This window comes from Nonomuraea sp. NPDC049504, from assembly GCF_040676845.1.
GTDB lineage: Bacteria > Actinomycetota > Actinomycetes > Streptosporangiales > Streptosporangiaceae > Nonomuraea > Nonomuraea salmonea.
This window is the reverse complement of record NZ_JBFAPT010000013.1, coordinates 54,019-78,215: the sequence shown is the minus strand read 5'-3', so window position 1 is coordinate 78,215 and position 24,197 is coordinate 54,019. Positions and strand designations below refer to the sequence as shown.

The window sequence follows — 24,197 nt, the reverse complement described above, 5'->3', positions numbered from 1 at the left end:
GAGCCCCCCACGCGCGGAAAACGACGAACAGGCCACTAGAGTACGGCCCGCAGCGCCTCGTCGAGACTGGTATGGGCGAAGCCGTATCCGCCGCTCAGCAGCTTGGCCGGACGCAGGCGGTGGCTCGACAGCAGCCCCTCGCGGGCGAACTCGCCCAGCCCGGCCGACAGCGCGAACGCCGGCACCGGGATCGGCATCGTGCTCCTGCGCATCGCCTTGCCGAGCTCGCGGGTGAACGCGGTGTTGGTGACGGGGGCCGGTGAGACGAGGTTGACCGGCCCGTGCAGCTCACGCGCACCGAGCAGGTGCAGCACCGCCCCCACCCAGTCGTCCAGGCTGATCCACGACCAGTACTGCCTGCCCGTGCCGAGCGGCGCACCCAGGCCGATCCTGAAGATCGGCAGCATCCGGCCGAGCGCGCCGCCCCGCCCGCTGAGCACCAGCCCGGTCCGCAGGAACACGGTCCTGACGCCCGCCTCCCCGGCCCCCGCCGCCGCGCCCTCCCAGCGCTCGCACAGCTCGGCCAGGAATCCGCGCCCCTTGCCCTGCTCCTCGTCCACCCACCGGTCGCCGGTGTCGCCGTAGAAGTCGACGCCCGATGCCGACAGCAGCACCTCAGGCGGCCTCGACAGCCCCCGCAGCGCGTCGACCAGCACCCGCGTCCCCTCGACCCGGCTGGAGAGCAGCTCCCGCTTGTACGCGGGCGTCCACCGCCGCTCGGCGATGGGCGCCCCGGCGAGATGCACGACCGCCTCGGCCCCCTCCAGCGGTGCCAGGTCCACGACCTGTTCTGCGGGCTGCCAGAACGCCTCACCAGGCCCGCGAGGAGGTCGGCGTACCAGCCGCACGACCGCACGGCCGCGCGCCTCCAGCGCCTCGGCCAGCGCCGTCCCGAGCAACCCCGACGCCCCCGTCACGATGATCGCCATACCCGCACCCTACGCCGCCGACGGCCACCGGCCCGGCAACGCACGGCGAGCGGGCGGAGGAGGGCACGCCGGTGGGCGGGGAGGGGAAGGCGCGTCAGGGGAGCCGCCGTGGAAACGCGACGGCCGGGCGGCCCCCCGTGAGGGGAGCCGCCCGGCCGGTCGGCGAGCAGCGGGCCGCGAGGCTCCAAGGCCGCACGGCCGCGTGACTACGCGAGGCCGAGCTGGGCCTCGAAGCGGCCTTCCTCCAGGCGACGCTTGATCGTCGTCAGGAAGCGGGCGGCGTCGGCGCCGTCGACGAGGCGGTGGTCGTAGGTCAGCGCCAGGTAGACCATCGAGCGCACCGCGATGACCTCGCCCTCGGCGGTGTCGATCACCACGGGCCGCTTGACGACCGCGCCGGTGCCGAGCATGCCGACCTGCGGCTGGTTGAGTATCGGCGTGTCGAACAGCGCACCACGGCTGCCGGTGTTGGTCAGCGTGAACGTGCCGCCGGTGATCTCGTCGGGCGTCACCTTGTTGGCGCGGGTGCGCTCGGCGAGGTCGGCCGTCTTGCGGGCCAGGCCGGCGAGGTTGAGGTCACCGGCGTTCTTGATGACCGCCGCGATCAGCCCGCGCTCGGTGTCGACCGCGATGCCCAGGTGCTCGACGTCGAAGTACGTGACCTCCATGGTCTCGTTGTTGATCGTCGCGTTGAGCTTGGGGTGCTGCTTGAGCGCCTCGATGGCGGCCAGCTCGAAGAACGGCATGAACGTGAGCTTGACGCCCTCACGCCGCTGGAACTCGGCCTTGGCCTGGTCGCGCAGCCGCGCGATCTTGGTGACGTCGACCTCGACCACGGTGGTGAGCTGGGCGGCCGTCTGCAGCGACTCCACCAGGCGCTTGGACATCGTCTGGCGCAGGCGCGACATCTTCTCGGTGCGGCCGCGCAGCGTGGTGTCGACCTCGACCGGCTCGGGACCGGCGGCGGCCGGAGCCTGAGCGGCGGCGGCCGGGGCGGCGGCGGGCGCGGCCTGGGCGGGCGCCTGGGCCGGTGCGGCGGGAGCGGCGGCGGCCTGGGCCTTCTCGCGCTGCGCCTTGGCGGCCTCGAGGACGTCCTGCTTGCGGATGCGGCCACCGACGCCGGTGCCGGTGATGGAGTCGAGGTCGACCCCGTGCTCGTTGGCGAGCTTGCGCACCAGCGGCGTCACGTAGGGGCTCTCACCCGACGGCACGGCGGGAGCGGGCTGCGCCTGCGGAGCGGGGGCGGCCTGCGGGGCGGGGGCAGGAGCGGGCGCAGGCGCGGGGGCGGGCTGCGCCGGAGCCGGCTGCGGGATCGAGGAGGCCGGGGCGGCGGGGGCGGGCTCGGGCTCCGGCTCGGGCTCGGGCTCGGGCTCGGGAGCCGGCGGGGCGGCCGCCTCGGGCGCCGGGGCGGCGCCGCCGGGCTGGCCGTTCTCGTCGATGACCGCGAGCTCGGCCCCGACCTCGACCGTCTCGTCCTCAGCCACGACGATCTTGGTGAGGACACCCGCGGACGGCGACGGGATCTCGGTGTCGACCTTGTCGGTCGACACCTCGAGGAGCGGCTCGTCGGCCTCGACGCGCTCGCCCTCCTTCTTCAGCCAACGGGTTACCGTGCCCTCGGTCACGCTCTCGCCGAGCTGGGGCATCTGTACGGAGACCGGCATCGTTATTCTTCTCTCGCGTTCTGATCTCGAGGGCTGGACTAGTTGTGTACGTGCAGCGGCTTGCCGGCCAGAGCCAGCATCGCCTCACCCATGGCCTCGGACTGGGTCGGGTGTGCGTGAATGAGCTGGGCGACCTCTGCGGGCAGGGCCTCCCAGTTGTAGATGAGCTGGCCTTCTGTGACGAGCTCGCCGATGCGCCGGCCCACCATGTGGACGCCGACGACGGGCCCGTCCTTCTGCGCGACGACCTTCACGGCGCCCGCCGTGCCGAGGATCTGGCTCTTGGGATTGCCCGCGAGGTCGTAGACCTGCTCGACGATCTCGATGCCGCGCTCGGCCGCCTGCGCCGAGGTGAGGCCCACCGAGGCCACCTCGGGGTCGGAGTAGGTGATGCGCGGCACGCCCGCGTAGTCGATGGGCGGCGGGTTGAGCCCGGCGATGTGCTCGGCGACCATGATGCCCTCGGCGAACCCGGCGTGGGCGAGCTGCAGCGTGGGGATGAGGTCGCCGATGGCGTAGACGCCGGGCACGGAGGTCTGGCAGTGCTCGTCGACCACGACGGTGCCGCGCTCGATGGCGATGCCCTGCTCCTCGAAGCCCATGCCGGCCGAGACCGCGCCGCGGCCGACGGCGACGAGCAGCAGCTCGGCCTCGAGGGTCTTGCCGTTGGCCAGGGTGACGACGACGCCGGTCTCGGTGGTCTTGGCTCCCTCGAAGAAGACGCCCAGCTCGTATTTGATGCCGCGGCGGCGGAAGGCCCGCTCGAGCAGCTTGGAGCTGGACTCCTCCTCGGTCGGCAGCAGATGGGGCAGCGCCTCGACGATGGTGACCTCGGCGCCGAAGGAGCGGTAGACGCTCGCCAGCTCGACGCCGATGACGCCGCCGCCGAGGACGACCACCGAGGCGGGGACGCGGTCCATCTTGAGCGTGTGCTCGCTGGTGATGACGCGCTCGCCGTCGATCTCCAGGCCGGGCAGCGTCTTCGGCGCCGAACCGGTGGCCAGGACGATGTTGCGGCCCTCGTAGACCTCGGAGCCGACCTGGATCCGGTTGGCGCCGACGAGCTTGCCCTCGCCCTCGACGATCGTCACGCCCGCGGCCTTCAGCAGGCCCTGCACGCCCTTCCAGGCCCGAGTGACGATCTTGTCCTTGAAGGCGTGGACGCCCTGGACGTCGATGCCCTCGAAGCTCGCCTTGACGCCGTAGGACTCGCTCTCGCGGGTCTCGTCGGCGATCTCGGCGGAGTGCAGCAGGGCCTTCGTGGGGATGCATCCCCTGTGGAGGCAGGTGCCGCCGATCTTGTCCTTTTCGATCAGGGCGACCGACTTGCCCAGCTCAGCCGCCCGCAGGGCGCAGGCGTAACCGCCGCTGCCGCCTCCTAGGACGACGATGTCATAGGCCACAGGAAGGCTCCTTGTCGGGGTGTTCGTGATGCCGTCATCTTTTCATTTGTTTCAGATGCTCGCGTGCCGCTCTGCGAGTCCGATCAGGGTGCGCGTGATGGCGCCCGTGCCGCCCTTGGGCGTGTAGCCGTACGGCTCGCCCTTGTTGTACGCGGGACCGGCCATGTCGATGTGGGCCCAGCGCACCCCGTCGGGCACGAACTCCTTCAGGAAGATGCCCGCGGCGAGCATGCTGCCCCACCGCTCGGGCTGCAGGTTGGCGATGTCGGCGACCGGGGAGTCGAGGCCCCTGCGCAGCTCCTCGGGCAGCGGCATGCCCCACGCGCCCTCGCCGGCGGCGCCGGCGGCCTCGACCACCAGCTCCCTGACGGCGTCGTCGTTGGACATGACGCCGGCGGTGCGCCAGCCGAGCGAGACGATCTGGGCGCCGGTGAGGGTGGCGACGTCGACGATGAGGTCGGGCTGGTCCTCGGCGGCGCGGGCGATGCCGTCCATGAGCACGAGGCGGCCCTCGGCGTCGGTGTCGAGCACCTCGACGGTCTTGCCGCTGTAGCTGTGGATGACGTCGGAGGGACGCTGGGCGGTGCCGCTCGGCAGGTTCTCGGCCAGGCAGAGGTAGCCGACGGCGTTGACCGGCAGGCCGAGCCTGGCGATGCCGATGAGCGCGCCGAGCACGGCGCCCGCGCCGCCCATGTCGGACTTCATCCAGTCCATCGAGGCGGACGGCTTGAGCGACAGGCCGCCGGAGTCGAAGGTGATGCCCTTGCCCACGAACGCGAGGGTCTTGCTCGCCTCGGGGTGGCTGTAGGAGAGGCGGACCAGGCGCGGCGGGCGGGCCGAGCCCTGGCCGACGCCGATGAGGCCGCCGTAGCCGCCGGCCTTGAGCTGCTCGTCGTCGAGCACCTCGACGCTCACCCCGGCCTTGTCGCCGACCTGCTCGGCGATCTCGGCGAACTTCGCCGGCCACAGGTCGGACGGCGGGGTGTTGACCAGGTCGCGGACGAGGGAGACGGCGTCGGCGAGCACGCCGGCGCGCTCGGCCACGCCGTCGCCCTGCTCCGACAGCACGGTCAGCTCGGCGACCGGGGCCTTCTGGTCGCCGTCGGTGCGGTAGCGCGAGAAGGCGTACGCGCCGAGCAGGCCGCCGAGCGCGACGGCCTCCGCCTTGTCGGGGGTGCCCGCGGGCAGCGCGAGCGCGGCCCTGGAGACGCCGGCGACGGAGCGTACGGCGGCGCCGGCGGCGCGGCGCAGGCCCTCGAGGCCGGGGGAGTCGCCGAGGCCGACGGCGACGAGCACGGGGGCGGTGACCGAGCCGAACGTCGGCAGCTTGGCCAGCTCACCCGCCTTGCCGGTGAAGCCCACGGCGTCGAGTGAGGCGGCCAGCTTGCCGCCGAACGCGGATTCCAGGGACTCCACGCCCACCGCGGGGACGGGGCCGTCCTGGCCTGACCGGAAGCCGACGATCAGGGCGTCGGTGTCGATGGAGACTGGATCTGCTGAGTTCAGCCGCACTGTGGTCACGTAAACCGATGCTATCCACGGTTTCTGCGTACTCACAAACAGGGGTTCATCCCACCAATCGCAGCTCAGGACCCTGCACATAATGGTGCTAGTGTCATTGGCACCATGTTGCTGACGCTCGACCTCAACGACGCCCGGCCGCTCCACGAGCAGGTGGCCGGCGCGATCCGCCGTGCCATTGGCGAGGGCTCCTACCGGCCGGGCGACCGCCTGCCGCCGGCCCGCGACCTGGCCGGCGCTCTGGGCATCAACCCCAACACCGTGCTGCGCGCCCTGCGCGACCTGCGCGACGAGGGGCTGCTGGAGTTCAGGAGAGGCCGCGGCGTCAGCGTCGCGCGGCGCGCCGACGGGCGCGCCCTGCTCGCCCAGCGGGCCCGCGAACTGCTCGAGGAGGCCAAGAAGCACGGCTACAGCCGTGACGACCTCATCACCATCCTGGAGGAACTGACGTGATAGCCCGTGCCGTCGCCGCCGCGTGGGGGCTGGCCGTGACCGCCGCGCTCGTCCTGCCCGCCTGCGCCGTACGCGACCGGCTGCCCGATCCGATGGCCACCCACTGGTCGGGCACCTCGCCCGACGGGTCCACCTCGTTCGCCGGGCACGTGGCCGTCAGCGCCGGAATCTGGGTGGTGCTCGCGGTGGCCATGGTCGCGCTGAGCGGGCGGGCGCAGGTGCGTCGCGCGTCCAGGATGACCTGGTGGGGCCTGCTGTTCGGGACGGGCGTGCTGCTGATGGGGGCCCAGGGCTCGACGCTGTCAGCCAACCTCGACGTCCCCGACTGGACGGCCGCCACGCTGCCGGGCTGGCACATCGCCGCCATACTCGGAGGCATGCTCGCGGCCACGGCGCTGGCCGCCGTCCTCGCCAAGGGAGAGCCCGACGAGCCGGCGCCGGGCAGCCAGGCGCCGCCCGTGCTGCGGCTGCGGTCCGGCCAGCGGGCCGTCTGGGTCAGCCGGGTGGTCAACCGGGGGCTCACCGTGGCCGTCGTCGCCGTGTTCGCCGTCACCGTGGTCATGACCCTGCTCGGGCTGCGCGGCCATGGCGGCTCCCTCATGGCCGCGGTCCTGCCGGGCTCCGTCATCCTCCTCGTCGTCGGGCTCGCCACCATGGCCGTGTCCGTGCGCGTCGGCGACGGCCTGATCAGGATCGGCTTCGGGCCGTTCGGCTGGCCCGCGCGGCGGATCAGGCTGTCGTCCGTCGAGTCGGCCTGGGCCGAGCGGCGCTCGCCCGCCGATGCCGGCGGCTGGGGCTTCCGCGGCGTGCCGGGAGCCGCCACCATCATGTTGCGCGGCGGCGAGTGCCTCGTGCTCCGCTACCGTTCCGGTGGGCAGCTCGCGATCAGCATCGACGACGCCGAGCGCGGCGCCGCCCTCATCAACGCCCTCGTCGCGGAGCGTGCCCAGCCATGAAGAGACCGCTGCTCGTCTACCTCGTCCTCGCCTTCGGCCTGTCCTGGGCCGCGGCCCTGCCCCTCTGGCTGAGCGACGGCCTCGGCACGCCGTCCAAGGTGCAGGCGCTCGCCGCGCTGATGATGCTCACGCCCACGATCGGCGTGCTCGGCGTGTGGATCGCCGCTCGCACCCCGCTTCGCCGGTGGGCGAAGGAGACGGGCCTGACCCTCGGCGAGAGCAGGGGCCGCACCCTGCGGCTCGTGCTGGCCGCCTGGCTCGGCGTGCCGCTGCTGACGCTGCTCGCCATGGGCTTGAGCGCCGCCGCCGGCCTGGTCTCGCTGGACCTCGGCGGGTTCAGCCTGCTCGCCGAGGTGCTGCGGGCGCGCGGCGTGCAGCCTCCTGACGAGATGACCTCCGTGGCCGTCATGCAGCTCGTGCTGGCGGCGCTGCTGGGGCCCGTGCCGATCCTGATCCCGGCGCTGGGGGAGGAGTGGGGCTGGCGCGGCTGGCTGCTGCCCCGGCTCACCGTCGCCAACGGCGCCGTCATGGGGCTGGTCTACTCCGGGCTCATCTGGGGGCTGTGGCACGCCCCGATCACCCTGCTCGGCTACAACTACCCGCGGCTCGGCTCGTGGGCGGCGCTCGCGTTCATCGGCTTCTGCACGGTGGGCGGCGTCGTCATCGGCTGGCTGCGGCTGCGGTCGGGCAGCGTGTGGCCCGCGGTGGTGGCCCACGCGTCGCTCAACGCCGTCGCCGGGCCCGTCCTGCTGCTCGGCGACGCCGCCCACCCGCCGAACGAGATCTTCGCCGGCATCACCGGCGTGGTGGGCTGGGTGCTGCTCGCCCTGGTGGGCGCGGCTCTGCTCCGCTTCCTCCCGTTGACCGGACGGGCTCCCGCCGCCCCGCCGGCGCACGACGTCTCCGAGGACGCCGAGCCGGAGTCGGCTCCGTCCGGGCCTGGGCGGTCCGGCGAGGCGGGCTGAGGCGGGCTGAGGCGGGCTGAGGCGTCAGGCGAGCAGCGCGTACGCCACCAGCGTCACCGTGACGGCCGTCTCCACGAGCGCGCCGAGCACGTCCCCCGTGACGCCGCCGAGGCGGCGCCGCGCGCGGCCGAGCAGCAGCAGGGCGGCGGCCAGCCCGGCGAGCAGCGCGACAGGGGCCGCCAGTGTCCGCCCGAGCGCCGCGACGCCGCCCGGCAGGAGACCGCTCGCCTCCTCGTAGCGCATGCCGGGCACGGCCGGCTCGGGGCAGTCGGGGAAGGCCGCGAAGTCCAAGGGGCATCCCTGGACCACCACCGCCGTCACGTTGACGAGACCGTCCACGACGAGACCGTCCACGGCCGGGCGGTCGTCCACGGGCGCCGGGCCCGGGGCGGCGAGCAGGCCGATCGCGGCGGCGGCGAGCACGGCGGCCAGCGTGACGAGCACGACGGCCGGGCGGCGTACGGTGCCCGCGACCATCGCGCCCAGGCCGTCGGGCCGGGCGGCGGGCACACCGGCCCGGCAGGCCCACGTCAGCGCGAGCCGCCCGGCCAGGCAGGCGGTCACCAGCGCGGCGTAACGCGCGTAGGGGGCCGAGTGAGAGGCATCGCCCGGCGGGCTGACGGAGACCAGGGCCGTGACCTGGACGAGCAGTGTGAACACCAGCGCCACGACACCGAAAGGTCCGATGTCCGACTTTTTCATGATGTCGAGCGCCTGGTCGGCCGGTTTTGCGCTGCCCAGGCCGTCCGCGAGATCGGCCAGCCCGTCGAGGTGCAGCGCGCGGGTGAGCAGCGCCAGCAACGCGAGCGCCAGCGCCGCCGCCAGCAACGGCCGCTCGCCGAACAGCACCAGCGGCAGCCCGCCCGCCAGGCCGAGCACCAGCCCGACGCCCGGGGCCAGGGCCATCGCCCGGCCCGCCACCTGGCGGTCCACCCGCTCCACGCGTACGGGGAAGACGCTCAGCGTGCCCACGGCGAACCGCAGCCCGTCCATTGACCGCATAACGGAGGATCCTAGGGCCCACTAGTGTGGCGGGATGCACGTGGTTGAACTGGAAGGCGTGGGCGTCCGGGTCGTCGGCAAAACGCTGCTGGACGGCGTCGACTGGCAGGTGGACTACGGCGATCACTGGGCGGTCCTGGGGCCCAACGGGGCGGGCAAGACGACGTTGCTCTCCCTCGTGGGCGCCGTACGTCACCCGAGCGAGGGCGCGGTCAGCGTGCTCGGCCACCGGCTCGGCCGGGTCGACGTACGCGAGTTGCGCCGCCACATCGGGCTGGTCACCTCCAGCCAGCGGCTCATCGACGAGGAGCTGATGGAGGAGGAGGGGGCGAGCGCGCACACGGTGGTGCTCACCGGCCACACCGGCACGAGCGCGCCCCTGTGGGACCGGTACGGCGACGCCGAGCACGACCGCGCCCACCGACTCCTCGCCGACCTCGGCTGCAAGGAGCTGGCCGAGCGGCCCTTCCGCGTGTGCTCCCAGGGCGAGCGGGCCCGCGTCAGAGTGGCCAGGGCGCTCATGTCCGACCCCGCGGTGCTGCTGCTCGACGAGCCGTTCGCCGGGCTCGACCTGCCCGCCCGCGAAGACCTCATCAGCGCCGTCGAACACCTCGCCGCCATCAGGCCCGTGCTCACCACCGTGACCGTCACGCACCATTTGGAGGAGGTGCCCGCGACGACCACGCACGCCATGCTGATGCGCGACGCCAGGGTGCTCGCCGCCGGGCCGGTCGCCGACGTGCTCACCTCCGACCTGCTCAGCGACTGCTTCGGCCGCCCGCTCCAGGTCGACAGGATCGACGGCCGCTGGTACGCCCGCGCCACCCGCCCCTGACGCCCTGCGAAGCCCTCAGAGGGCGAGCACGCGGCCGGCGACCACCAGGGCGGCGTACTCCGATTCGGCCGCCAGGCGCTCGTTCAGGCGGCCCAGGGCGTCCCTGAACGCGCGGCCGCTGGCCGTCGCGGGCACCACGCCCATGCCGACCTCGTCCGAGACCGCCACCAAGGGCTGAGGCGTCTGCCGCCACGCGGCCACCAGCTCGTCGCAGCGGGCGATCACCGGGGCGCGGTCGCCCTCCCAGGCGCCGTGCTCGTCGAACACGGCGGCCAGCCACGTCCCCAGCCCGTCGATCAGCAGCGGCGTGGTGGCCGCGCGGATCGCCGCCGCGAGCGCGGTCGTCTCCAAGGTGGCCCAGTACGCGGGCCTGCGCTCCCGATGCGCCCGCACCCGCGCCGCCCACTCGCCGTCGCCCGTGCCGTCAGGGCCGGTGGCGACGTACGTGACGTGCGGCTCGGCCGCCAGTCTGGCCTCCGCCTCCGCCGACTTCCCCGATCTGGACCCGCCCAGCAGCAGCGCCCGGAGCGGCGTCAGCGGCGCGACCCCCTGGCCCGGCGTCACCTCCGTCCCGTCGGGGACGGTGATCGCGCCCCACAGCCGCAGCCGTCCGGCCAGCTCCTCCTCCGACCGGATCCGGTGGTCGAGCCCGACGGCCACCACCGTGGTCGCCGCGTCCGCCAGCCCGGCGCGGCGCAGCTCCCCGAGGCGCTCAGGACGGTCGAGGAGGTCGATCAGCACGACGTCGTACCGGGAGGTCTCCTGGACGGGCACGGAGGCCCCCTGAGGGAGGTGGAGGAGACGGGTGCCGTCGGGGCAGACCAGGCCCAGGCCGCCGGCGCACGGCCGGTAGCCGTCGGGCGGGTCGCGGAAGGGGTACGTCACGACGCCGTCCACCACGAAGCCGAACGGGCGGCGACGGTCAGGGGGCGGTGCGGCGCAGGAGGCGCAGCGGCAGCCGGGCTCGGGCCGGCCCGAGGCGCCCGCCGTACCGGTGAGAAGGACTTTCACCGCGCCGAGCGTACAAAAGGACCGGGGGTGAGGCGGGCACCGAACGGGGGAGACAGAGGGAAGGCGGCCGCCGTCCAGGCGGCCCCTGCCGCAACACGGGAACGCGCGCGGCATCGATTGACCGGAAAGCTCGGGAGTAGGGTTCCCAGTGCCTGCGGAGGGTGCGCCGGCGAACCCGCGGAAAAGGAGCGTATGGCATGACATGGCGGTGGCGTTATGAAAATGCGCGTGGTGCTGAGGTGACAGATCGCCCTTTGCCGCGAGAGGTTTTTCCCAGCCAGGCGGACGCCGAGTCCTGGATCGGTGAAAACTGGCGTGAGCTGCTCGAATCGGGTGTCGAGCAGGTCGCGTTGCTTGAGGAGGACCGAGTGGAGTACACGGGATTGTCCTTGCGCCCCGAGTCACCTTAAGCAGGGGCGGGAGAAACGAAAAACCCCTTGAGCGGAAAGTCCGGCTCAAGGGGTTTCGTCGTGGAGAACCTACGGGCGGCTGCTCGGGCTCGCCGTCTTCGACGCGTCACGCTCGACCACGTCGCCGAGCACGTCGTCGATCTTCTTCAGCACGTCGGCGTCGAGCTTGACGCCCGCCGCCTTGACGTTGTCGCGCACCTGCTCGGGGCGGGTGGCGCCGACGATGGCGCTGGAGACGTTCGGGTTCTGCAGCACCCAGGCGACGGCCAGCTGCGCCATGCTCAGGCCCAGGTCGGCGGCGATCGGCTTGAGCTCCTGGACGCGGGTCAGCACGTCGTCGCGCATGAACCGGGCGATCATCGCGCCGCCGGTCTTGTCGGTCGCCCGCGAGCCCTCGGGCGCCTGCTGGCCGGGCAGGTACTTACCGGTCAGCACGCCCTGGGTGATCGGCGACCAGACGATCTGGCCCACGCCCTCCTTCTCGCTGAGCGGCACGACCTCCGATTCGATGACCCGCCACAGCATGGAGTACTGCGGCTGGTTGGACACGAGCCGGTCGAAACCCATCTCGTCGGCGATCTTCAGGGCGCGGCCGATCTGCTCGGCCGTCCACTCGCTGACGCCGATGTAGAGGACCTTGCCCTGGCGGACGAGGTCGTCGAACGTCTTGAGCGTCTCCTCCAGCGGGGTCTCGTAGTCGAAGCGGTGCGCCTGGTAGAGGTCCACGTAGTCGGTCTGCAGGCGGCGCAGCGAGCCGTGGATCGACTCGAAGATGTGCTTGCGCGACAACCCGCGGTCGTTCTTGCCGGGCCCGGTCGGCCAGTAGACCTTGGTGAAGATCTCCAGCGACTCCCTGCGAACGCCCTTGAGCGCGCGTCCCAGCACCTCCTCGGCCTTGGTCCCGGCGTAGACGTCGGCGGTGTCGAAGGTGGTGATGCCCTCGTCGAGGGCCGCCTGCACGCACTGCTTGGCGGCGTCCTCCTCGACCTGGGAGCCGTGAGTGATCCAGTTGCCGTAGCTGATCTCGCTGACCATGAGACCGCTGCGACCAAGGTGTCGGAATTCCATGCGTCCGACTCTAATGGTGGAACATCGGATGATCTGATTCGGGATAGGGTGCGCGACGTGCTGAAGCTCGTACGGCTGGCGCTCACGGCCGCGATCCTGGCCGCCGTCGCGGTCCGGCTGCGCCGGCGCGCCCGCATGCCCGCCAGGCCGCCGGCCCCGCGCAGGGCCACTCAGGGGCCCGCCGCGTGGTGGCCGGGCCGCCCGGTGCGCAGCAGGCCGGTGTGGCCGGTCTGGGCGGCCGTCGCGGGGGTCGTGGCGGTGGTCCTGGTGGCCGCGCTGCTGCCGTACGAGGACACCTCGGGCGCCCGGCTGCAGGCTCAGCGCGAACGGCACAGCGCGCTGGTCGCCGCGGCCCAGCGGACGGCCGCGCCGCCGTCCCCTACCCCTGAGCCGGCCCCCGAGCCGGCCCCCGAGCCGGCCCCCGAGCCGGCACCGACGCCCGACCCCTACTGCTCGCCGGTCACGGGACCGGTGACCGTCCGGCCGATCGACCTCAAGGTCAGGCGGGCGGTGAACCGGCAGTGGCGGCGCATCGAGCGGTGGCTGAAAGTGAACGCGCCGCGGACGTACCGCGGGCTCGGGCGGCCCGGCAAAGCCCGCACGATCGCGATCGCCGAGGCGCAGATGGGCGTGCACTTCCCCGACGACCTGCGCGCCTCGCTGCTGCGCCACGACGGTGCGGCCGGGTTCGGGTTCGGCGCGTGGTTCGACGGCGCGTCGAATCTCAGCGTCCGCGAGATCAGGGACACCTGGCGCCATGAGTGCGGGCTCGACTCCACGGATCGCGGTGACGACCCCTGGGACGAGCTGTGGAGCGGCCGGTTGATCCCGGTCCTCGTCTTCGCCGACATGGAGGAGTACTCGCCGTACGCGCTGGTCGACTCCGCCGACGGCAGCGTCGGCTGGGACGACACGATCGGCGGCATGGCGCCACGGCGGCCGTCGTACCACGCACTCATGCGGGCCGTCGCCGACGCCCTGGAGGAAGGGAAGGATTTCGACGGCTGGCGGCCCGCGGTCGAGCGAGGCGTGCTGCGCTGGGAGATCGTGGAGCAGGGCGATCCGTGAACGGCCGCTGCTACGGCCGTTCCTGAGGCCGCTACTTCTTCGGCGGCACGGGCCGGCCGCCGGGCAGCACCCGCGGCGGCGGGAAGCGCAGCTTGCGGATCTGCAGGGCCCGCATCGCCGCGTAGAAGCCCACGCCCTTGACGCTCTCGTCGGGCAGCTTCTCGGCGACCTCCTTCTTCACCTTGAAGGCCACGAAGACCGAGGTGAACAGCACGCCGAGCATCATGATCGGCCAGCCGATCGTGACGACGTAGCCCAGCACCTGGGCGCGGATCGCCATCGGCCAGGGAATCCACGTGGCCAGCAGGATCACCAGCGAGAACGGCAGGAAGTACTGGCTCGGCAGCCGCCGGGCGTCGACCCAGTCGCGCGCGAATTTGCGGGCGGGACCCTTGTCGCGAACGGGAAGATACCGCTCGTCACCGGCGAGCATGCCCTGACGGGCCTTTTCTCGCTCGGTGGCCTGTTTGGCACGCATCTGCCGGTATGCCTCTTTGCGGTCTTTCGGCGCGGAGACGTACTGGCGGCGCCTGCCTTCGGCATCCCGGCGCTTGGGTGTGGGACGACCTTTACCCTGGGGCTTAGGATCGTCATCGGGGACGGGGGTGTCGTCCACGGAGGTTTGGGAACGGCGTCGCAACACGACGTCAACCCTACCTGGACTGCAACTTAGTGACGCCCTCGTGCGTTATGCGTAGGGTAATCCCAAGGCGGCTGCGCTGCATCGGGATTGACACCAGCACGACCTAGAAGGGGACGGCCGACGCGCATGAGCGTGATGAAGAGACTTTCGATGATCTTCAAGTCCAAGGCCAACAAGGCCTTGGACAAGATGGAGGATCCGCGCGAGACCCTTGACTACTCCTATCAGCGGCAGCTCGAGCTGCTGCAGAAGGTGCGCAGGGGGGTGGCCGACGTCGCCACCTCGCGCAAGAGGGTGGAGCTGCAGATAACCGGCTTGGAGAACCAGGCCAGGAGGCTGGAGGAGCAGGGCCGCAAGGCGCTGTCCGTCGGCCGCGAGGACCTTGCCCGTGAGGCGCTGCAGCGGCGCTCCAACCTGCAGACGCAGATGGCCGACCTGAAGGTTCAGCACGACAACCTGCAGGCCGAGGAGGAGAAGCTGACCACGGCCTCCCAGCGGCTGCAGGCCAAGGTCGACTCCTTCCGCACGAAGAAGGAGACCATCAAGGCCACCTACACCGCCGCCGAGGCCCAGACGCGCATCAACGAGGCGTTCTCCGGCATCTCCGAGGAGATGGGCGACGTCGGCCTCGCGATCCAGCGCGCCGAGGACAAGACGGCGCAGATGCAGGCCCGCGCCGGCGCCATCGACGAGCTGCTCGCCAGCGGCGCGCTCGACGACTTCAGCGGCACCCGCGGCGACGACATCCAGGCCGAGCTCGACCGCATGGGCGGCGGCATGGACGTCGAGCTGGAGCTGGCCAGGATGAAGGCCGAGCTCGGCCAGGGCTCCGCGCCGCAGCCGTCCATCGAGCAGGGACAGCCGCAGCAGCAGGCCCAGCCGCAGGCACAGCCTCAGCAGCAGCAGCAGGCCGGCCCCACCCAGCAGTACCGTCAGCCTGGGGAGGGCGCATGATCGTCAGAATCATGGGCGAGGGTCAGATCGAGATCTCCGCCGACGACATCGCCGTACTCAACGAGCTCGACACCGAGCTCGAGGCGGCCATCGACGCGGGCGACGAGAAGGCCTTCCGCGTCAAGCTGCACGCGCTGCTCGACAAGGTGCGCCACGTGGGCAAAGCGCTTCCCGACGACAGCCTTGAGCCGTCAGAGCTGATCCTTCCCCCCGCGGACGCCTCGATCGAGGAGGTCCGGGAGATGCTGGGCGACCAGGGCCTCATCCCGGGCTGACGCCGTGAGCACGCGGTTCGCGTCCGACTCCGGCCTCACCCGCCGGATGGTCGTGACGATGTTCCTGCTCGGGCTGCTCTACGTCGTGTTCGTCGGCGTCCTGATCGCCCTGGGCGCCCAGGCGCTGACCGTGCTGGTGCTGGCCGGCGCCTTCCTGCTGGTGCAGTACTTCCTGTCCGACCGCATCGCCCTGTTCGCGATGCACGGCCGGGAGGTCTCACCGCAGGAGGCGCCCGAGCTGCACGCCCTGATCGACCGGCTCTGCGCACTGGCCGACATGCCGAAACCACGGGTGGCGATCGCCGAGTCCGACGTCCCCAACGCGTTCGCCACCGGCCGTGACCAGAAGCACGCCGTCGTCTGCGTGACGACCGGCATCCTGCGCCGCCTGGAGCCGCAGGAGCTGGAGGGCGTGATCGCGCACGAGCTGTCCCACGTCGCCCACCGCGACGTGGCCGTCATGACGATCGCCTCGTTCCTCGGCATCGTGGCGGGGCTGATGACCAGGTTCGCGCTCTACACGGGGCTCGGCGGCCGCCGCAACGGCGGCCAGGGCGGACTGCCCATCGGCGTGATCATCCTGCTGGTGTCCATCGTCGTGTACGCGATCAGCTTCCTGCTCACCCGCGCCCTGTCGCGCTACCGCGAACTGGCCGCCGACCGGGCCGGCGCCCTGCTCACGCAGCGCCCGTCCGCGCTGGCCAGCGCGCTGACCAAGGTGTCCGGCGACATGGCCAGGATCCCGACCCGCGACCTGCGGGAGGCGGAGCCGTTCAACGCCTTCTACTTCGCGCCCGCGCTGGCCAAGGGCGCGACGCTGGCCGCGCTGTTCTCCACGCATCCGCCGCTCGAGCGCCGCCTTGAGCAGCTGGCCGCCATCTCCCGGCAACTGGGAAGGGGCTGAGGCCCATGGGCTGGCTCGACGCGCTGCTCGGCCGGTCGAAGCCGGTCAAGCCCAACCTCGACGCGCTGTTCGCGCTGCCGTCGGCGGCGGTGACGCTGCAGGCGGCGACCGGGCTCGAGCCGACCGGGCTCGGTTCGGTGGCCTTCCGCGCCGCCGAGGGCGGCGCGTTCGCCACCGTCGAACGCGACGTCAAGGCGCTGCTGGGGGAGCGCGTCGAGGAGTCCGACGACGGCTACGGCTACACCTGGCTGCTCGTCCGCCGGCCGTCCGAGGCGCTCAGCGACCTGGTCACCGAGCTGCACGCGGTCAACTCCTCGCTGGAGGGCGCCGGGTTCGGGCCGTCGCTGCTCTGCTCGCTGGTGTCGTTCGCGCGGCCTGACGGCGGCGGCCGGCTGGCCGTCGTCTACCTGTACAAACGCGGCACCTTCTACCCGTTCGCGCCGCTCGCCGGGCAGAAGCGCGACAACGCGCTCGAACTGCAGGCCAGAGGCGCTCTGGAGGGTGAGCTGCCGCTGGAGAAGGATCTCAGCCGGTGGTTCCCGGTGTGGGGGGCGCCGGGGCTCTGACGGGGCGCTGACGGGGGCGCAGTTAGGGGCGCTTACCTGCGACTTTCGCGTACAGTGATCTAATTGTCACGTGGAGCGAAGGTTGTACGTGTTCGCCGCGTGCGCGTTCATCATGGCGGCGGTGCTGGGCAGCGCCTGGATCACCGGCCAGTTCACCACGCCCGCGGTGGACAGGACCCACGGGTACGTCAGCGAGCTGGCCGCCCGTGACCAGCCGTGGAGCCGGCTGTTCCGGGTCGGCGACGCGCTGTCGGGGCTCGCGTGCGTCCTGGGGGTGCTGCTGGTGCCCAGGGTGGCCCGCGAGTGGCCGGGCTGGCTGGCGCTGGCCGCGTTCGGCGTGTCCACCTTCCTGGGCGGGCTGTTCCCGCTCGACTGCGCCACGCTCAGCGACCCCGCCTGCGGCGGCTCGGGCACTTCACTCAGCCACCTGCTGCACGCCCTGACCGGGGCCTCCGGCACGCTCGCCGTCCTCGCCGCCATGGCGCTGCTCGGCGCGCGGTGGCGGTCGTGGCTGTCATGGGCGCTCACCTGGCTGAGCCTGGTCGCCACGCTGCTGCTGGTCATCGCGCTGATCGCGGGGCACGGCGCCGGGCTCGCGCATCGCGCCCAGCTCACGGTGATCGCGTTCTGGCTGGTGTACGTGGCGCTCCACCTCCTCGTCGCCGAGCCCTCGCCGGCGCCCGTCACCGGCGACGACCCGTACGGGGAGGACGCCTGCCTGCGGGTCGCTCCCGGCCGCATGGGCGGGGTGGGCGGCGCCCGCGTGCTTCCCCCGCTCCCTCCGGACGCCGCCGCCCGCGTGCAGGTGTCCCATCACACGCAGACCCATGTCGTCGAGGAGGGGGCAGGGCCCGCCGTGCTGATCACGGCGGGCCCGGGCGGGGCGTGGTTCCACTGGGACGCCGTGGCGGGGCTGCTGGCCGGGTCCCGCCGGGTCGTGCGCTTCGATCGGCCGGGGCTCGGCCGCAGCGCCCGGCCGGTGGCGCCGCCCACCCTGTACGCCGAGGTCGCCCGCCTGGTCGCGCTCGCCCCCGCGCACCCCGAACGCGTCACCCTCGTCGCGCACGGCGTGGCCTGCTGGCACGCGGAGGCGTTCGCCCGCCTGCACCCGCTGTGCCTGGCCGGGCTCGTCCTGGTGGACCCGGCCTGCGTCGCGGGGCGCAGGCCGCTCGCCGCCGCCAGGACCGCGGGGCGGTGGCTGCCCGTGCTGGGCGGCACCTGGGGCGCGGCCGTGGTGGCCCGCCTGGCGGGGTCCGCCGCGCACCGGCTGCTCACCGGCCGGCCCGACCCGTCGGGCGTCTACACCATGGGCAAGGTGCCCGCCGCGATGGCGGGGGAGTGGCTCGCCCGCCGCGACATGGCGGCCGACCTGCTGCTGCTGCGCGCCGGCAAGCCGTTCCCCGCCGTCCCCGTCACCGTGATCAGCGGGGACGACGCCGACGCCTGCCAGACGCGGCTGGCCGCCGCCCTGGGAGCCGCCCACGTACGCCTGCCGGTGGCCGGCCGCCGCCTGCCTCTCCGCGCCCCGCAGGTGATCGCCGACGCCGTGAACGCGTGACGGCGAGGGCCCCAAGCCAGCAGAATGGCGGGAAAGTCGCCGTTTGTGGGGGTTGAGCCGATGCCTGACCTCGCGCCCCTGCGTCCAGGGGACCCGGCGGAGGCGGGCGCGTACCGCCTGACCGGGCGGCTCGGCGAGGGCGGGCAGGGCATCGTGTACCTCGCGACCGGCCCCGACGGGACGCAGGCCGCGGTCAAGCTGCTGCGCGCCGACCTGGCGGGCGACGCCGAGGCGTCCGAGCGGTTCGTCCGCGAGGTGGCGATGGCGCGGCGGGTGGCGCCGTTCTGCACCGCGCAGGTCATCGAGACCGGGCTGGCGGGCGGGCGGCCGTACATCGTGAGCGAGTACATCGACGGCCGCACCCTGTCCGACGTCGTACGCGAGCAGGGCCCCCGCACCGGCGCCGCGCTGCACCGGCTGGCGGTCGGCACCGTCACCGCGCTGGTCGCCATCCACCAGGCCGGCATCGTGCACCGCGACTTCAAGCCGTCGAACGTGGTGCTCGCCCCCGACGGGCCCCGCGTCATCGACTTCGGCATCGCCAAGGCGCTCGACCTGGCCTCGACGCTCACCGGGACGGTGGTGGGCACGCCGTCGTACATGGCGCCCGAGCAGCTCGACGAGGAGGGGCCGGGCCCGAAGTCGGACATGTTCGCCTGGGCAGGCACGCTGCTGTTCGCCGCGTCGGGACGGCCGCCGTTCGGCCAGGACGGCGTGGCGGCCGTGGTGCACCGCATCCTGCACGCCGAGCCCGACGTCACCTGCATCGACGACCCGGCCCTGCGCGCGCTGGTCGCCGACTGCCTGGCCAAGGACCCGGACACCAGGCCGTCGGCCGCCGAGGCCCTCATGCGCCTGCTCGGCCACGCCCGGCCGCAGACCCCTGACCTCCTCCAGGAGGGCAGCACCGCCTCCAGGAACCCCGCCCGCGGGCGGCGGATCGGGTGGGCGGCGGCGGCCGGGGTGCTGGCGCTGGCCGCCACGGGCACGCTGGTCGCCGTACGGCTGAGCGGCCCGCCGCCGCGTACCGTCACCTCCACGCCGTCGGCCGCCGCCCTCACGGCCCCGGCGACGCCCGCCACGCGGTCGTACACGCTGCCCGGCACGTCCGTGCGGATCAGCGAGCGCGACGGCGACCCGCTCAAGCTCGCCTCCTACACCCTGGACGGCGGCGAGCGCCTCTACGTCAGGAAGCACGACACCGGCGAGTTCGCCCGCGAGACCCGCTACTTCGAGTACGCCCTGGACCCCAGGACGAACCTCGCCCTGGCCACCGACGTGGACTACAGCACCGACCTGTTCGCCACCGTCTCCATCGTCGACCACGCCACCGGCGCGAGACGCGTGGTCAAGCTCAGCCCGAAGCCGGTCTACCCGGCCACGCCCCGCTGGTCGCCGGACGGCGAGCGGGCGCTGGTCACCCTCTACAAGGGCGAGGGCGGCGCCGCGCAGGCGTATGGCTTCGGCGTCATCGACGTCGCCACGGGCAGGGGCGAGGTCTTCCAGGTCGGCGAGCAGGGCGCGGGGGAGTGGCGCTTCTTCTGGGACGCCGGCGGCCGCGCGGTGGGCACCTGGACGGGCGGCGCGATGACGTTCTACGGCCTCGACGGCAAGGTCCAGCGCACGCTCAAGGACGTCGGAACCCCGGTGTGGGTGGAGGGCGACGACGTCTCGCCGTCGGGCGGCCGGTTCCTGGCGCACTGCACGGCCACCGGCACCGCGCTGTGCGCGCACTCGACGAGTGGCGGCGCCACCGGCGCGGTGACGGTCCCGGTCGCCGCGGAACGGCTCATCGGCTGGTGGGACGACGACCACCTCGCGGTGTGGCGGGCCAAGGACGGCGGGTACGAGGCGGTCGTCGTGGACATGCGGGGCCGGGCGGGCCGGGTGCTGGCGACGGCCAGGGACAAGGCCGAGTTCGACACGATGGGTTTCCGCTTCGCCAGGCCCACCGCATGAGGCGGGGCGCGACCTACGATCGGGGCCTAGGATCGGGGCCTGGACCCAACCGCGAGGGGGCGCCCGTGGACATCACCGTGGTCGGCGAGGGCTCGGTCCTGGCCGCGCCCGACACCCTGCGGCTCTACGCGGGCGTCGAGGTCCGCAGGTCCTCCGCCGCAGACGCGTTCGAAGCCGCCCGAGCCGCCGCCGCCCGGCTCACCGAGGCGCTGGGACGCGCGGGGGTGGCCGCCCGCGACGTGACGACGGTCGAGCTGTCCCTGGGCCCCGAGTACGAGGCCTATCCCAAGGTCGCGGCCTACCGGGCGGCGCAGGGCGTCGAGGCCGTCGTCCGCGACGTCGGCCCATATGCGGGCAGGGCCGACCACGTCATCGACACCGTGGCGGGGGTGGGCGAGGAGGCGAGGCTGAACGGCGTGGCGTTCGAGCTGTCCGACCCGGCCGCGGCGCTGGCCGAGGCCAGGGAGCGCGCGTTCAGGGACGCCGCCGCCAAGGCCGCCCAATATGCCGCGCTGGCCGGCCGGCCGCTCGGCCGGGTGGTGTCGGTGAGCGAGCTGCGAGAGGCGCCGCCGCAGCCGATGCGCGCGGCGGCGATGGTGGCCGAGGCCGGGGCCTCGGTCAGCCCCGGCATGCGGCCGGTCACGGTCTTCGTGGAAGTGGGCTACGACTTCGCGTAGACCGGGCGTTACGGCAGCGCCAGCATGCGGTCGAGCGCGACCTTGGCCCAGTGGGTGGTGTCGTCGTCCACGGTGATCTGGTTGACGACCTCGCCGAGCACCAGCGACTCCAGCGCCCACACCAGGTGCGGCAGGTCGATGCGGTTCATCGTGGAGCAGTAGCAGACGGTCCTGTCGAGGAACGAGATGTTCTTGTCGGGGAACATCTGGGCGAGCCGCTTGACCAGGTTCAGCTCGGTGCCGACGGCCCAGCTCGACCCGGAGGGCGCGGCCTGCAGCGTCTTGATGATGTGCTCGGTGGAGCCGATGTGGTCGGCCTTGAGCACGACCTCGTGGCGGCACTCGGGGTGCACGAGCACGTTGACGCCGGGGATGCGGGCGCGTACGTCGTCCACGGACTCGGCGGTGAAGCGGCCGTGCACCGAGCAGTGGCCGCGCCACAGGATCATCTTCGCCCGCTCCAGCTCCTCCTGGGTCAGGCCGCCGTTGGGGCGGTGCGGGTTCCACACCACGCAGTCCTCGAGCGTCATGCCCATCTCCAGCACCGCCGTGTTGCGGCCCAGGTGCTGGTCGGGCAGGAACAGCACCTTCTCGCCCTGCTCGAACGCCCAGTCCAGGGCGCGCCTGGCGTTGGAGGAGGTGCACACCGCGCCGCCGTTGCGCCCGCAGAACGCCTTGATGTCGGCGCTTGAGTTCATGTACGTGACCGGCACCACCGACTCCGCCAGCCCGGCGTCCTCAAGCGCCTCCCAGCACTCCTCGACCTGGTCGTAGGTCGCCATGTCGGCCATGGAGCAGCCCGCCGCGAGGTCCGGCAGGATCACCTTCTGGGCGTCGCCGGTCAGGATGTCGGCCGACTCGGCCATGAAGTGCACGCCGCAGAAGACGATGAACTCCGCCTCGGGACGCGCCGCCGCCTGCTGGGCCAGCTTGAACGAGTCACCCGTCACGTCGGCGAACTGGATGACCTCGTCGCGCTGGTAGTGGTGGCCGAGCACGAACAGGCGGTCGCCGAGTGCCTCCTTGGCCTTGCGGGCACGCTCCACCAGCCCGGGGTCGGAGGCGGGCGGCAGCTCGCCGGGACAGTCGACCCCCTTCTCGCTGTGCGGATCGGCGCCCCTGCCGAGGACGAAGAGCGGCAGTCCAGTCTGGGTGGCCATCGCCTTACCCCCTTATCGTCGGTTTGACGATACTCATGATGACACACCCCCGAAACGGTTTATTCCGGGGCGTCCGACACCCGGGAATGTGTGGACACCCCCAGGTGTTGGTAGCGTCATCAGTAGGACGTCGAAAACAGACAGCCGGGTTAGGGAGTCAGCAGATGACGGTTGAGAGCAGCGAGACCACGGCACAGGGCCTGATCCTGACTGACGCGGCCGCCGCCAAGGTCAAGAGCCTGCTCGAGCAGCAGGGCGAAGAGGGTCTGCAGCTGCGGGTCGCCGTGCAGCCGGGAGGCTGTTCCGGCCTGCGCTACCAGCTCTTCTTCGACGACCGTTCGATGGACGGCGACGTCGTGTCCGACTTCGGCGGTGTCAGTGTGGTCACCGACCGGATGAGCGCCCCCTACCTGATGGGCGCCTCCATCGACTTCGTCGACACCATCGAGAAGCAGGGCTTCACCATCGACAACCCCAACGCCACGGGCTCGTGCGCCTGCGGTGACTCGTTCAACTAAACGGGTCGCGCCATAAAGGCCGCCAGGTCCCGTCCGCCTTTGAGCGGGCGGGACCTTCGCGTATTCTCGTGGGGCTCTTTGGCCTGCTGACAACGAGGAAGAAGAATCCCGTGCGCATCGCCGTAACCGGCTCCATCGCGACAGACCACCTGATGACCTTCCCCGGCAGTTTCGGCGAGCAGCTCATCGCCGAGCAGCTCGACCGGGTGTCGCTCTCCTTCCTGGTCGATGACCTGCAGATCCGTCGCGGCGGTTGCGCGGCGAACATCGCCTTCGGAATGGCCTGTCTCGGCCTGCGGCCGATCCTCGTGGGCGCCGTGGGCAACGACTTCGCCGACTACCGCTCCTGGCTGGAGCGCCACGGCGTCGACTGCGACTCCGTGCACGTCTCCGAGACCCAGCACACCGCGCGCTTCCTGTGCACCACCGACGAGCACCACAACCAGATCGCCTCCTTCTACACGGGGGCCATGGCCGAGGCCAGGCTGATCGAGCTCAAGCCGGTCTCCGACCGCGTGGACGGGCTCGACCTGGTGCTGATCAGCCCCAACGATCCCGACGCGATGCTGCGCCACACCGAGGAGTGCCGCCAGCGCGGCATCCCGTTCGCCGCCGACATCTCCCAGCAGCTCGCCCGCATGGAGGACGAGCAGATCCGCCAGCTCGTCGACGGCGCCGCCTACCTGTTCTCCAACGACTACGAGAAGGGGCTCATCGAGCAGAAGACCGGCTGGTCCGACGCCGAGGTCCTCGACCGCGTGGGCGTGCGCATCACCACGCTCGGCCCCAAGGGCGCCGTCATCGACCGCAAGGGCGAGCCGGCCATCCAGGTCGCCCCCGCTCCCGAGCGCGGCAAGGCCGACCCCACGGGCGTCGGCGACGCCTTCCGCGCCGGTTTCCTGGCCGGCCTGGCCTGGGACCTGTCGCTGGAGCGGTGCGGGCAGATCGGCAACCTCACCGCCACCCACGTGCTGGAGCGCGTGGGCGGTCAGGAGTACGAGCTGGGCCAGCAGGTCTTCCTCGAGCGGTTCGCGGCCGCGTACGGCGCCGACGCGGCCGCCGAGATCGCCCAGCACGTGCGCTGCTACCACCCCTGACCCGCACGCAGGTGAGCCGGGCCGCTCAGTGGCGGTCCGGCCCCGACCCGGACACAGGTGAGCAGGAACGCTCGACGGCGGTCCGGCCCTGACCCGCATGCCGTGAGCCGGGCCGCTCGACGGCGGTCCGGCTCTTTTCCGCGCGGTCAGCGCGGGGCGTAGACGCGGTGGACGAACTCGGCGAGCTTGTCGTCGCTCAGGTGCGCGGCCAGGTCCGCCTCGCTGATCATGCCGACCAGCCGGCCGCCGTCCATCACCGGCAGCCGCTTGATCTGGTGCTCCTCCATGCGGGCGAGCGCCTCTTCCACCGAGGCGTCCGGCGGCACCCACACCAGCCCGGTGGCTAGCTCGCCCGCCGTGGTCTCGGCCGGGTCGTGGCCGGCCGCGACGCATTTGACCACGATGTCGCGGTCGGTGATGATGCCCGTCACCTGGTCGTCGGGCCCGCATACGGGCAGTGCCCCCACCTCGTGCTCGCGCATCATCTGCGCGGCGCGGTCGAGGGTCTCTTGCGCGCTGATGCACTCGGCGCCCGTGCTCATGACGTCGCGTGCGCATTCTTGCGGCTGTGCGCTGCTCATGGCTTCCCCTGGATGTCGGC

25 protein-coding genes are annotated in these 24,197 nt (G+C 72.4%); 15 read left to right on the top strand and 10 right to left on the bottom strand.

Going from position 1 to position 24,197, the window contains the following annotated elements; genetic code table 11:
- Window positions 1-35 precede the first annotated feature (35 nt).
- The 4 genes from AB0K28_RS24585 to AB0K28_RS24570 all read right to left on the bottom strand — a co-directional run bounded on the left by AB0K28_RS24585 (window position 36) and on the right by AB0K28_RS24570 (window position 5,517).
- Window positions 36-929, bottom strand: coding sequence for a TIGR01777 family oxidoreductase (locus AB0K28_RS24585; RefSeq protein ID WP_364374061.1), 894 nt, complete (start codon window positions 927-929; stop codon window positions 36-38).
- A 206-nt stretch (window positions 930-1,135) separates the two neighbouring features.
- A complete protein-coding gene (gene sucB / locus AB0K28_RS24580; RefSeq protein WP_364374058.1) occupies window positions 1,136-2,593 on the bottom strand; it encodes a 2-oxoglutarate dehydrogenase, E2 component, dihydrolipoamide succinyltransferase in 1,458 nt (485 codons plus the stop codon).
- Between the two features lie 38 nt (window positions 2,594-2,631).
- Window positions 2,632-3,996 (bottom strand): dihydrolipoyl dehydrogenase, encoded by a 1,365-nt coding sequence (lpdA, locus tag AB0K28_RS24575; protein ID WP_364374055.1) that lies wholly within the window; start codon window positions 3,994-3,996, stop codon window positions 2,632-2,634.
- Between the two features lie 51 nt (window positions 3,997-4,047).
- A complete protein-coding gene (locus tag AB0K28_RS24570) occupies window positions 4,048-5,517 on the bottom strand; it encodes a leucyl aminopeptidase (RefSeq protein WP_364374052.1) in 1,470 nt (489 codons plus the stop codon).
- A gap of 105 nt (window positions 5,518-5,622) precedes the next feature.
- Here AB0K28_RS24570 and AB0K28_RS24565 point away from each other — a divergent pair, with 105 nt between their 5' ends.
- The 3 genes from AB0K28_RS24565 to AB0K28_RS24555 are packed head-to-tail and all read left to right on the top strand — an operon-like array spanning window position 5,623 to window position 7,891.
- A complete protein-coding gene (locus tag AB0K28_RS24565) occupies window positions 5,623-5,970 on the top strand; it encodes a GntR family transcriptional regulator (RefSeq protein ID WP_345400901.1) in 348 nt (115 codons plus the stop codon).
- A complete protein-coding gene (locus AB0K28_RS24560) occupies window positions 5,967-6,926 on the top strand; it encodes a hypothetical protein (protein ID WP_364374049.1) in 960 nt (319 codons plus the stop codon). Before AB0K28_RS24565 ends, AB0K28_RS24560 begins: the two co-directional genes overlap by 4 nt.
- A complete protein-coding gene (locus AB0K28_RS24555; protein ID WP_364374046.1) occupies window positions 6,923-7,891 on the top strand; it encodes a CPBP family intramembrane glutamic endopeptidase in 969 nt (322 codons plus the stop codon). The genes AB0K28_RS24560 and AB0K28_RS24555 overlap by 4 nt, the downstream gene beginning before the upstream one ends.
- A 24-nt stretch (window positions 7,892-7,915) precedes the next feature.
- On the opposite strand, the gene AB0K28_RS24550 is transcribed toward AB0K28_RS24555, so the two are convergent.
- On the bottom strand, window positions 7,916-8,893 hold the full coding sequence (locus AB0K28_RS24550) for an adenosylcobinamide-GDP ribazoletransferase (protein ID WP_364374043.1): 978 nt from the start codon (window positions 8,891-8,893) through the stop codon (window positions 7,916-7,918).
- Between the two features lie 34 nt (window positions 8,894-8,927).
- On the opposite strand from AB0K28_RS24550, the gene AB0K28_RS24545 reads away from it, so the two are divergent.
- Entirely contained in the window at window positions 8,928-9,728 is an 801-nt protein-coding gene (locus tag AB0K28_RS24545) for an ATP-binding cassette domain-containing protein (protein ID WP_345400907.1), read from the top strand.
- A 15-nt stretch (window positions 9,729-9,743) separates the two neighbouring features.
- On the opposite strand, the gene AB0K28_RS24540 is transcribed toward AB0K28_RS24545, so the two are convergent.
- On the bottom strand, window positions 9,744-10,739 hold the full coding sequence (locus AB0K28_RS24540) for a bifunctional adenosylcobinamide kinase/adenosylcobinamide-phosphate guanylyltransferase (protein ID WP_364374039.1): 996 nt from the start codon (window positions 10,737-10,739) through the stop codon (window positions 9,744-9,746).
- Window positions 10,740-10,936: 197 nt separating this feature from the next.
- On the opposite strand from AB0K28_RS24540, the gene AB0K28_RS24535 reads away from it, so the two are divergent.
- Window positions 10,937-11,149, top strand: a complete 213-nt coding sequence (locus AB0K28_RS24535; protein WP_364374036.1) for a hypothetical protein — start codon at window positions 10,937-10,939, stop codon at window positions 11,147-11,149.
- A gap of 69 nt (window positions 11,150-11,218) precedes the next feature.
- Here the strand turns inward: AB0K28_RS24535 and AB0K28_RS24530 are convergent, their stop codons facing one another.
- Window positions 11,219-12,217 (bottom strand): aldo/keto reductase family protein, encoded by a 999-nt coding sequence (locus AB0K28_RS24530; RefSeq protein WP_364374033.1) that lies wholly within the window; start codon window positions 12,215-12,217, stop codon window positions 11,219-11,221.
- 57 nt (window positions 12,218-12,274) lie between these two features.
- Here AB0K28_RS24530 and AB0K28_RS24525 point away from each other — a divergent pair, with 57 nt between their 5' ends.
- Window positions 12,275-13,285 carry an SMI1/KNR4 family protein gene (locus AB0K28_RS24525; protein WP_364374030.1) on the top strand — a complete coding sequence of 337 codons (1,011 nt, stop codon included), beginning with the start codon at window positions 12,275-12,277 and terminating at the stop codon, window positions 13,283-13,285.
- A gap of 31 nt (window positions 13,286-13,316) precedes the next feature.
- Here the strand turns inward: AB0K28_RS24525 and AB0K28_RS24520 are convergent, their stop codons facing one another.
- The gene (locus AB0K28_RS24520; protein ID WP_364374027.1) at window positions 13,317-13,901 is read right to left on the bottom strand and encodes a DUF3043 domain-containing protein; all 585 of its coding nucleotides are present in this window, start codon (window positions 13,899-13,901) and stop codon (window positions 13,317-13,319) included.
- Window positions 13,902-14,054: 153 nt separating this feature from the next.
- Here AB0K28_RS24520 and AB0K28_RS24515 point away from each other — a divergent pair, with 153 nt between their 5' ends.
- From AB0K28_RS24515 to AB0K28_RS24485, 7 genes are all read left to right on the top strand, one after another.
- Entirely contained in the window at window positions 14,055-14,882 is an 828-nt protein-coding gene (locus AB0K28_RS24515; RefSeq protein ID WP_364374024.1) for a PspA/IM30 family protein, read from the top strand.
- Window positions 14,879-15,157 carry a hypothetical protein gene (locus AB0K28_RS24510; protein ID WP_355425016.1) on the top strand — a complete coding sequence of 93 codons (279 nt, stop codon included), beginning with the start codon at window positions 14,879-14,881 and terminating at the stop codon, window positions 15,155-15,157. The genes AB0K28_RS24515 and AB0K28_RS24510 overlap by 4 nt, the downstream gene beginning before the upstream one ends.
- 4 nt (window positions 15,158-15,161) lie before the next feature.
- Window positions 15,162-16,061, top strand: coding sequence for a zinc metalloprotease HtpX (gene htpX, locus AB0K28_RS24505; RefSeq protein WP_364374019.1), 900 nt, complete (start codon window positions 15,162-15,164; stop codon window positions 16,059-16,061).
- A 5-nt stretch (window positions 16,062-16,066) separates the two neighbouring features.
- Entirely contained in the window at window positions 16,067-16,627 is a 561-nt protein-coding gene (locus tag AB0K28_RS24500) for a hypothetical protein (RefSeq protein ID WP_364374016.1), read from the top strand.
- Window positions 16,628-16,697: 70 nt separating this feature from the next.
- Window positions 16,698-18,185, top strand: coding sequence for an alpha/beta fold hydrolase (locus AB0K28_RS24495; RefSeq protein ID WP_364374013.1), 1,488 nt, complete (start codon window positions 16,698-16,700; stop codon window positions 18,183-18,185).
- A 60-nt stretch (window positions 18,186-18,245) separates the two neighbouring features.
- Window positions 18,246-20,144: a serine/threonine-protein kinase gene (locus AB0K28_RS24490; RefSeq protein ID WP_364374010.1), complete on the top strand. Its 1,899-nt coding sequence runs from the start codon at window positions 18,246-18,248 to the stop codon at window positions 20,142-20,144.
- Window positions 20,145-20,209: 65 nt separating this feature from the next.
- On the top strand, window positions 20,210-20,821 hold the full coding sequence (locus tag AB0K28_RS24485; protein WP_364374007.1) for an SIMPL domain-containing protein: 612 nt from the start codon (window positions 20,210-20,212) through the stop codon (window positions 20,819-20,821).
- Window positions 20,822-20,829: 8 nt separating this feature from the next.
- Here AB0K28_RS24485 and nadA read toward each other — a convergent pair whose 3' ends face one another.
- Window positions 20,830-21,981: a quinolinate synthase NadA gene (gene nadA, locus AB0K28_RS24480; protein WP_345400946.1), complete on the bottom strand. Its 1,152-nt coding sequence runs from the start codon at window positions 21,979-21,981 to the stop codon at window positions 20,830-20,832.
- Between the two features lie 164 nt (window positions 21,982-22,145).
- Here nadA and erpA point away from each other — a divergent pair, with 164 nt between their 5' ends.
- Both erpA and AB0K28_RS24470 read left to right on the top strand, forming a co-directional pair.
- A complete protein-coding gene (erpA, locus tag AB0K28_RS24475) occupies window positions 22,146-22,499 on the top strand; it encodes an iron-sulfur cluster insertion protein ErpA (RefSeq protein ID WP_043638338.1) in 354 nt (117 codons plus the stop codon).
- Window positions 22,500-22,609: 110 nt separating this feature from the next.
- Window positions 22,610-23,596: a carbohydrate kinase family protein gene (locus AB0K28_RS24470; protein ID WP_364374004.1), complete on the top strand. Its 987-nt coding sequence runs from the start codon at window positions 22,610-22,612 to the stop codon at window positions 23,594-23,596.
- A gap of 146 nt (window positions 23,597-23,742) precedes the next feature.
- Here AB0K28_RS24470 and AB0K28_RS24465 read toward each other — a convergent pair whose 3' ends face one another.
- A complete protein-coding gene (locus AB0K28_RS24465) occupies window positions 23,743-24,177 on the bottom strand; it encodes a CBS domain-containing protein (protein WP_364374001.1) in 435 nt (144 codons plus the stop codon).
- Between the last annotated feature and the right edge of the window lie 20 nt (window positions 24,178-24,197).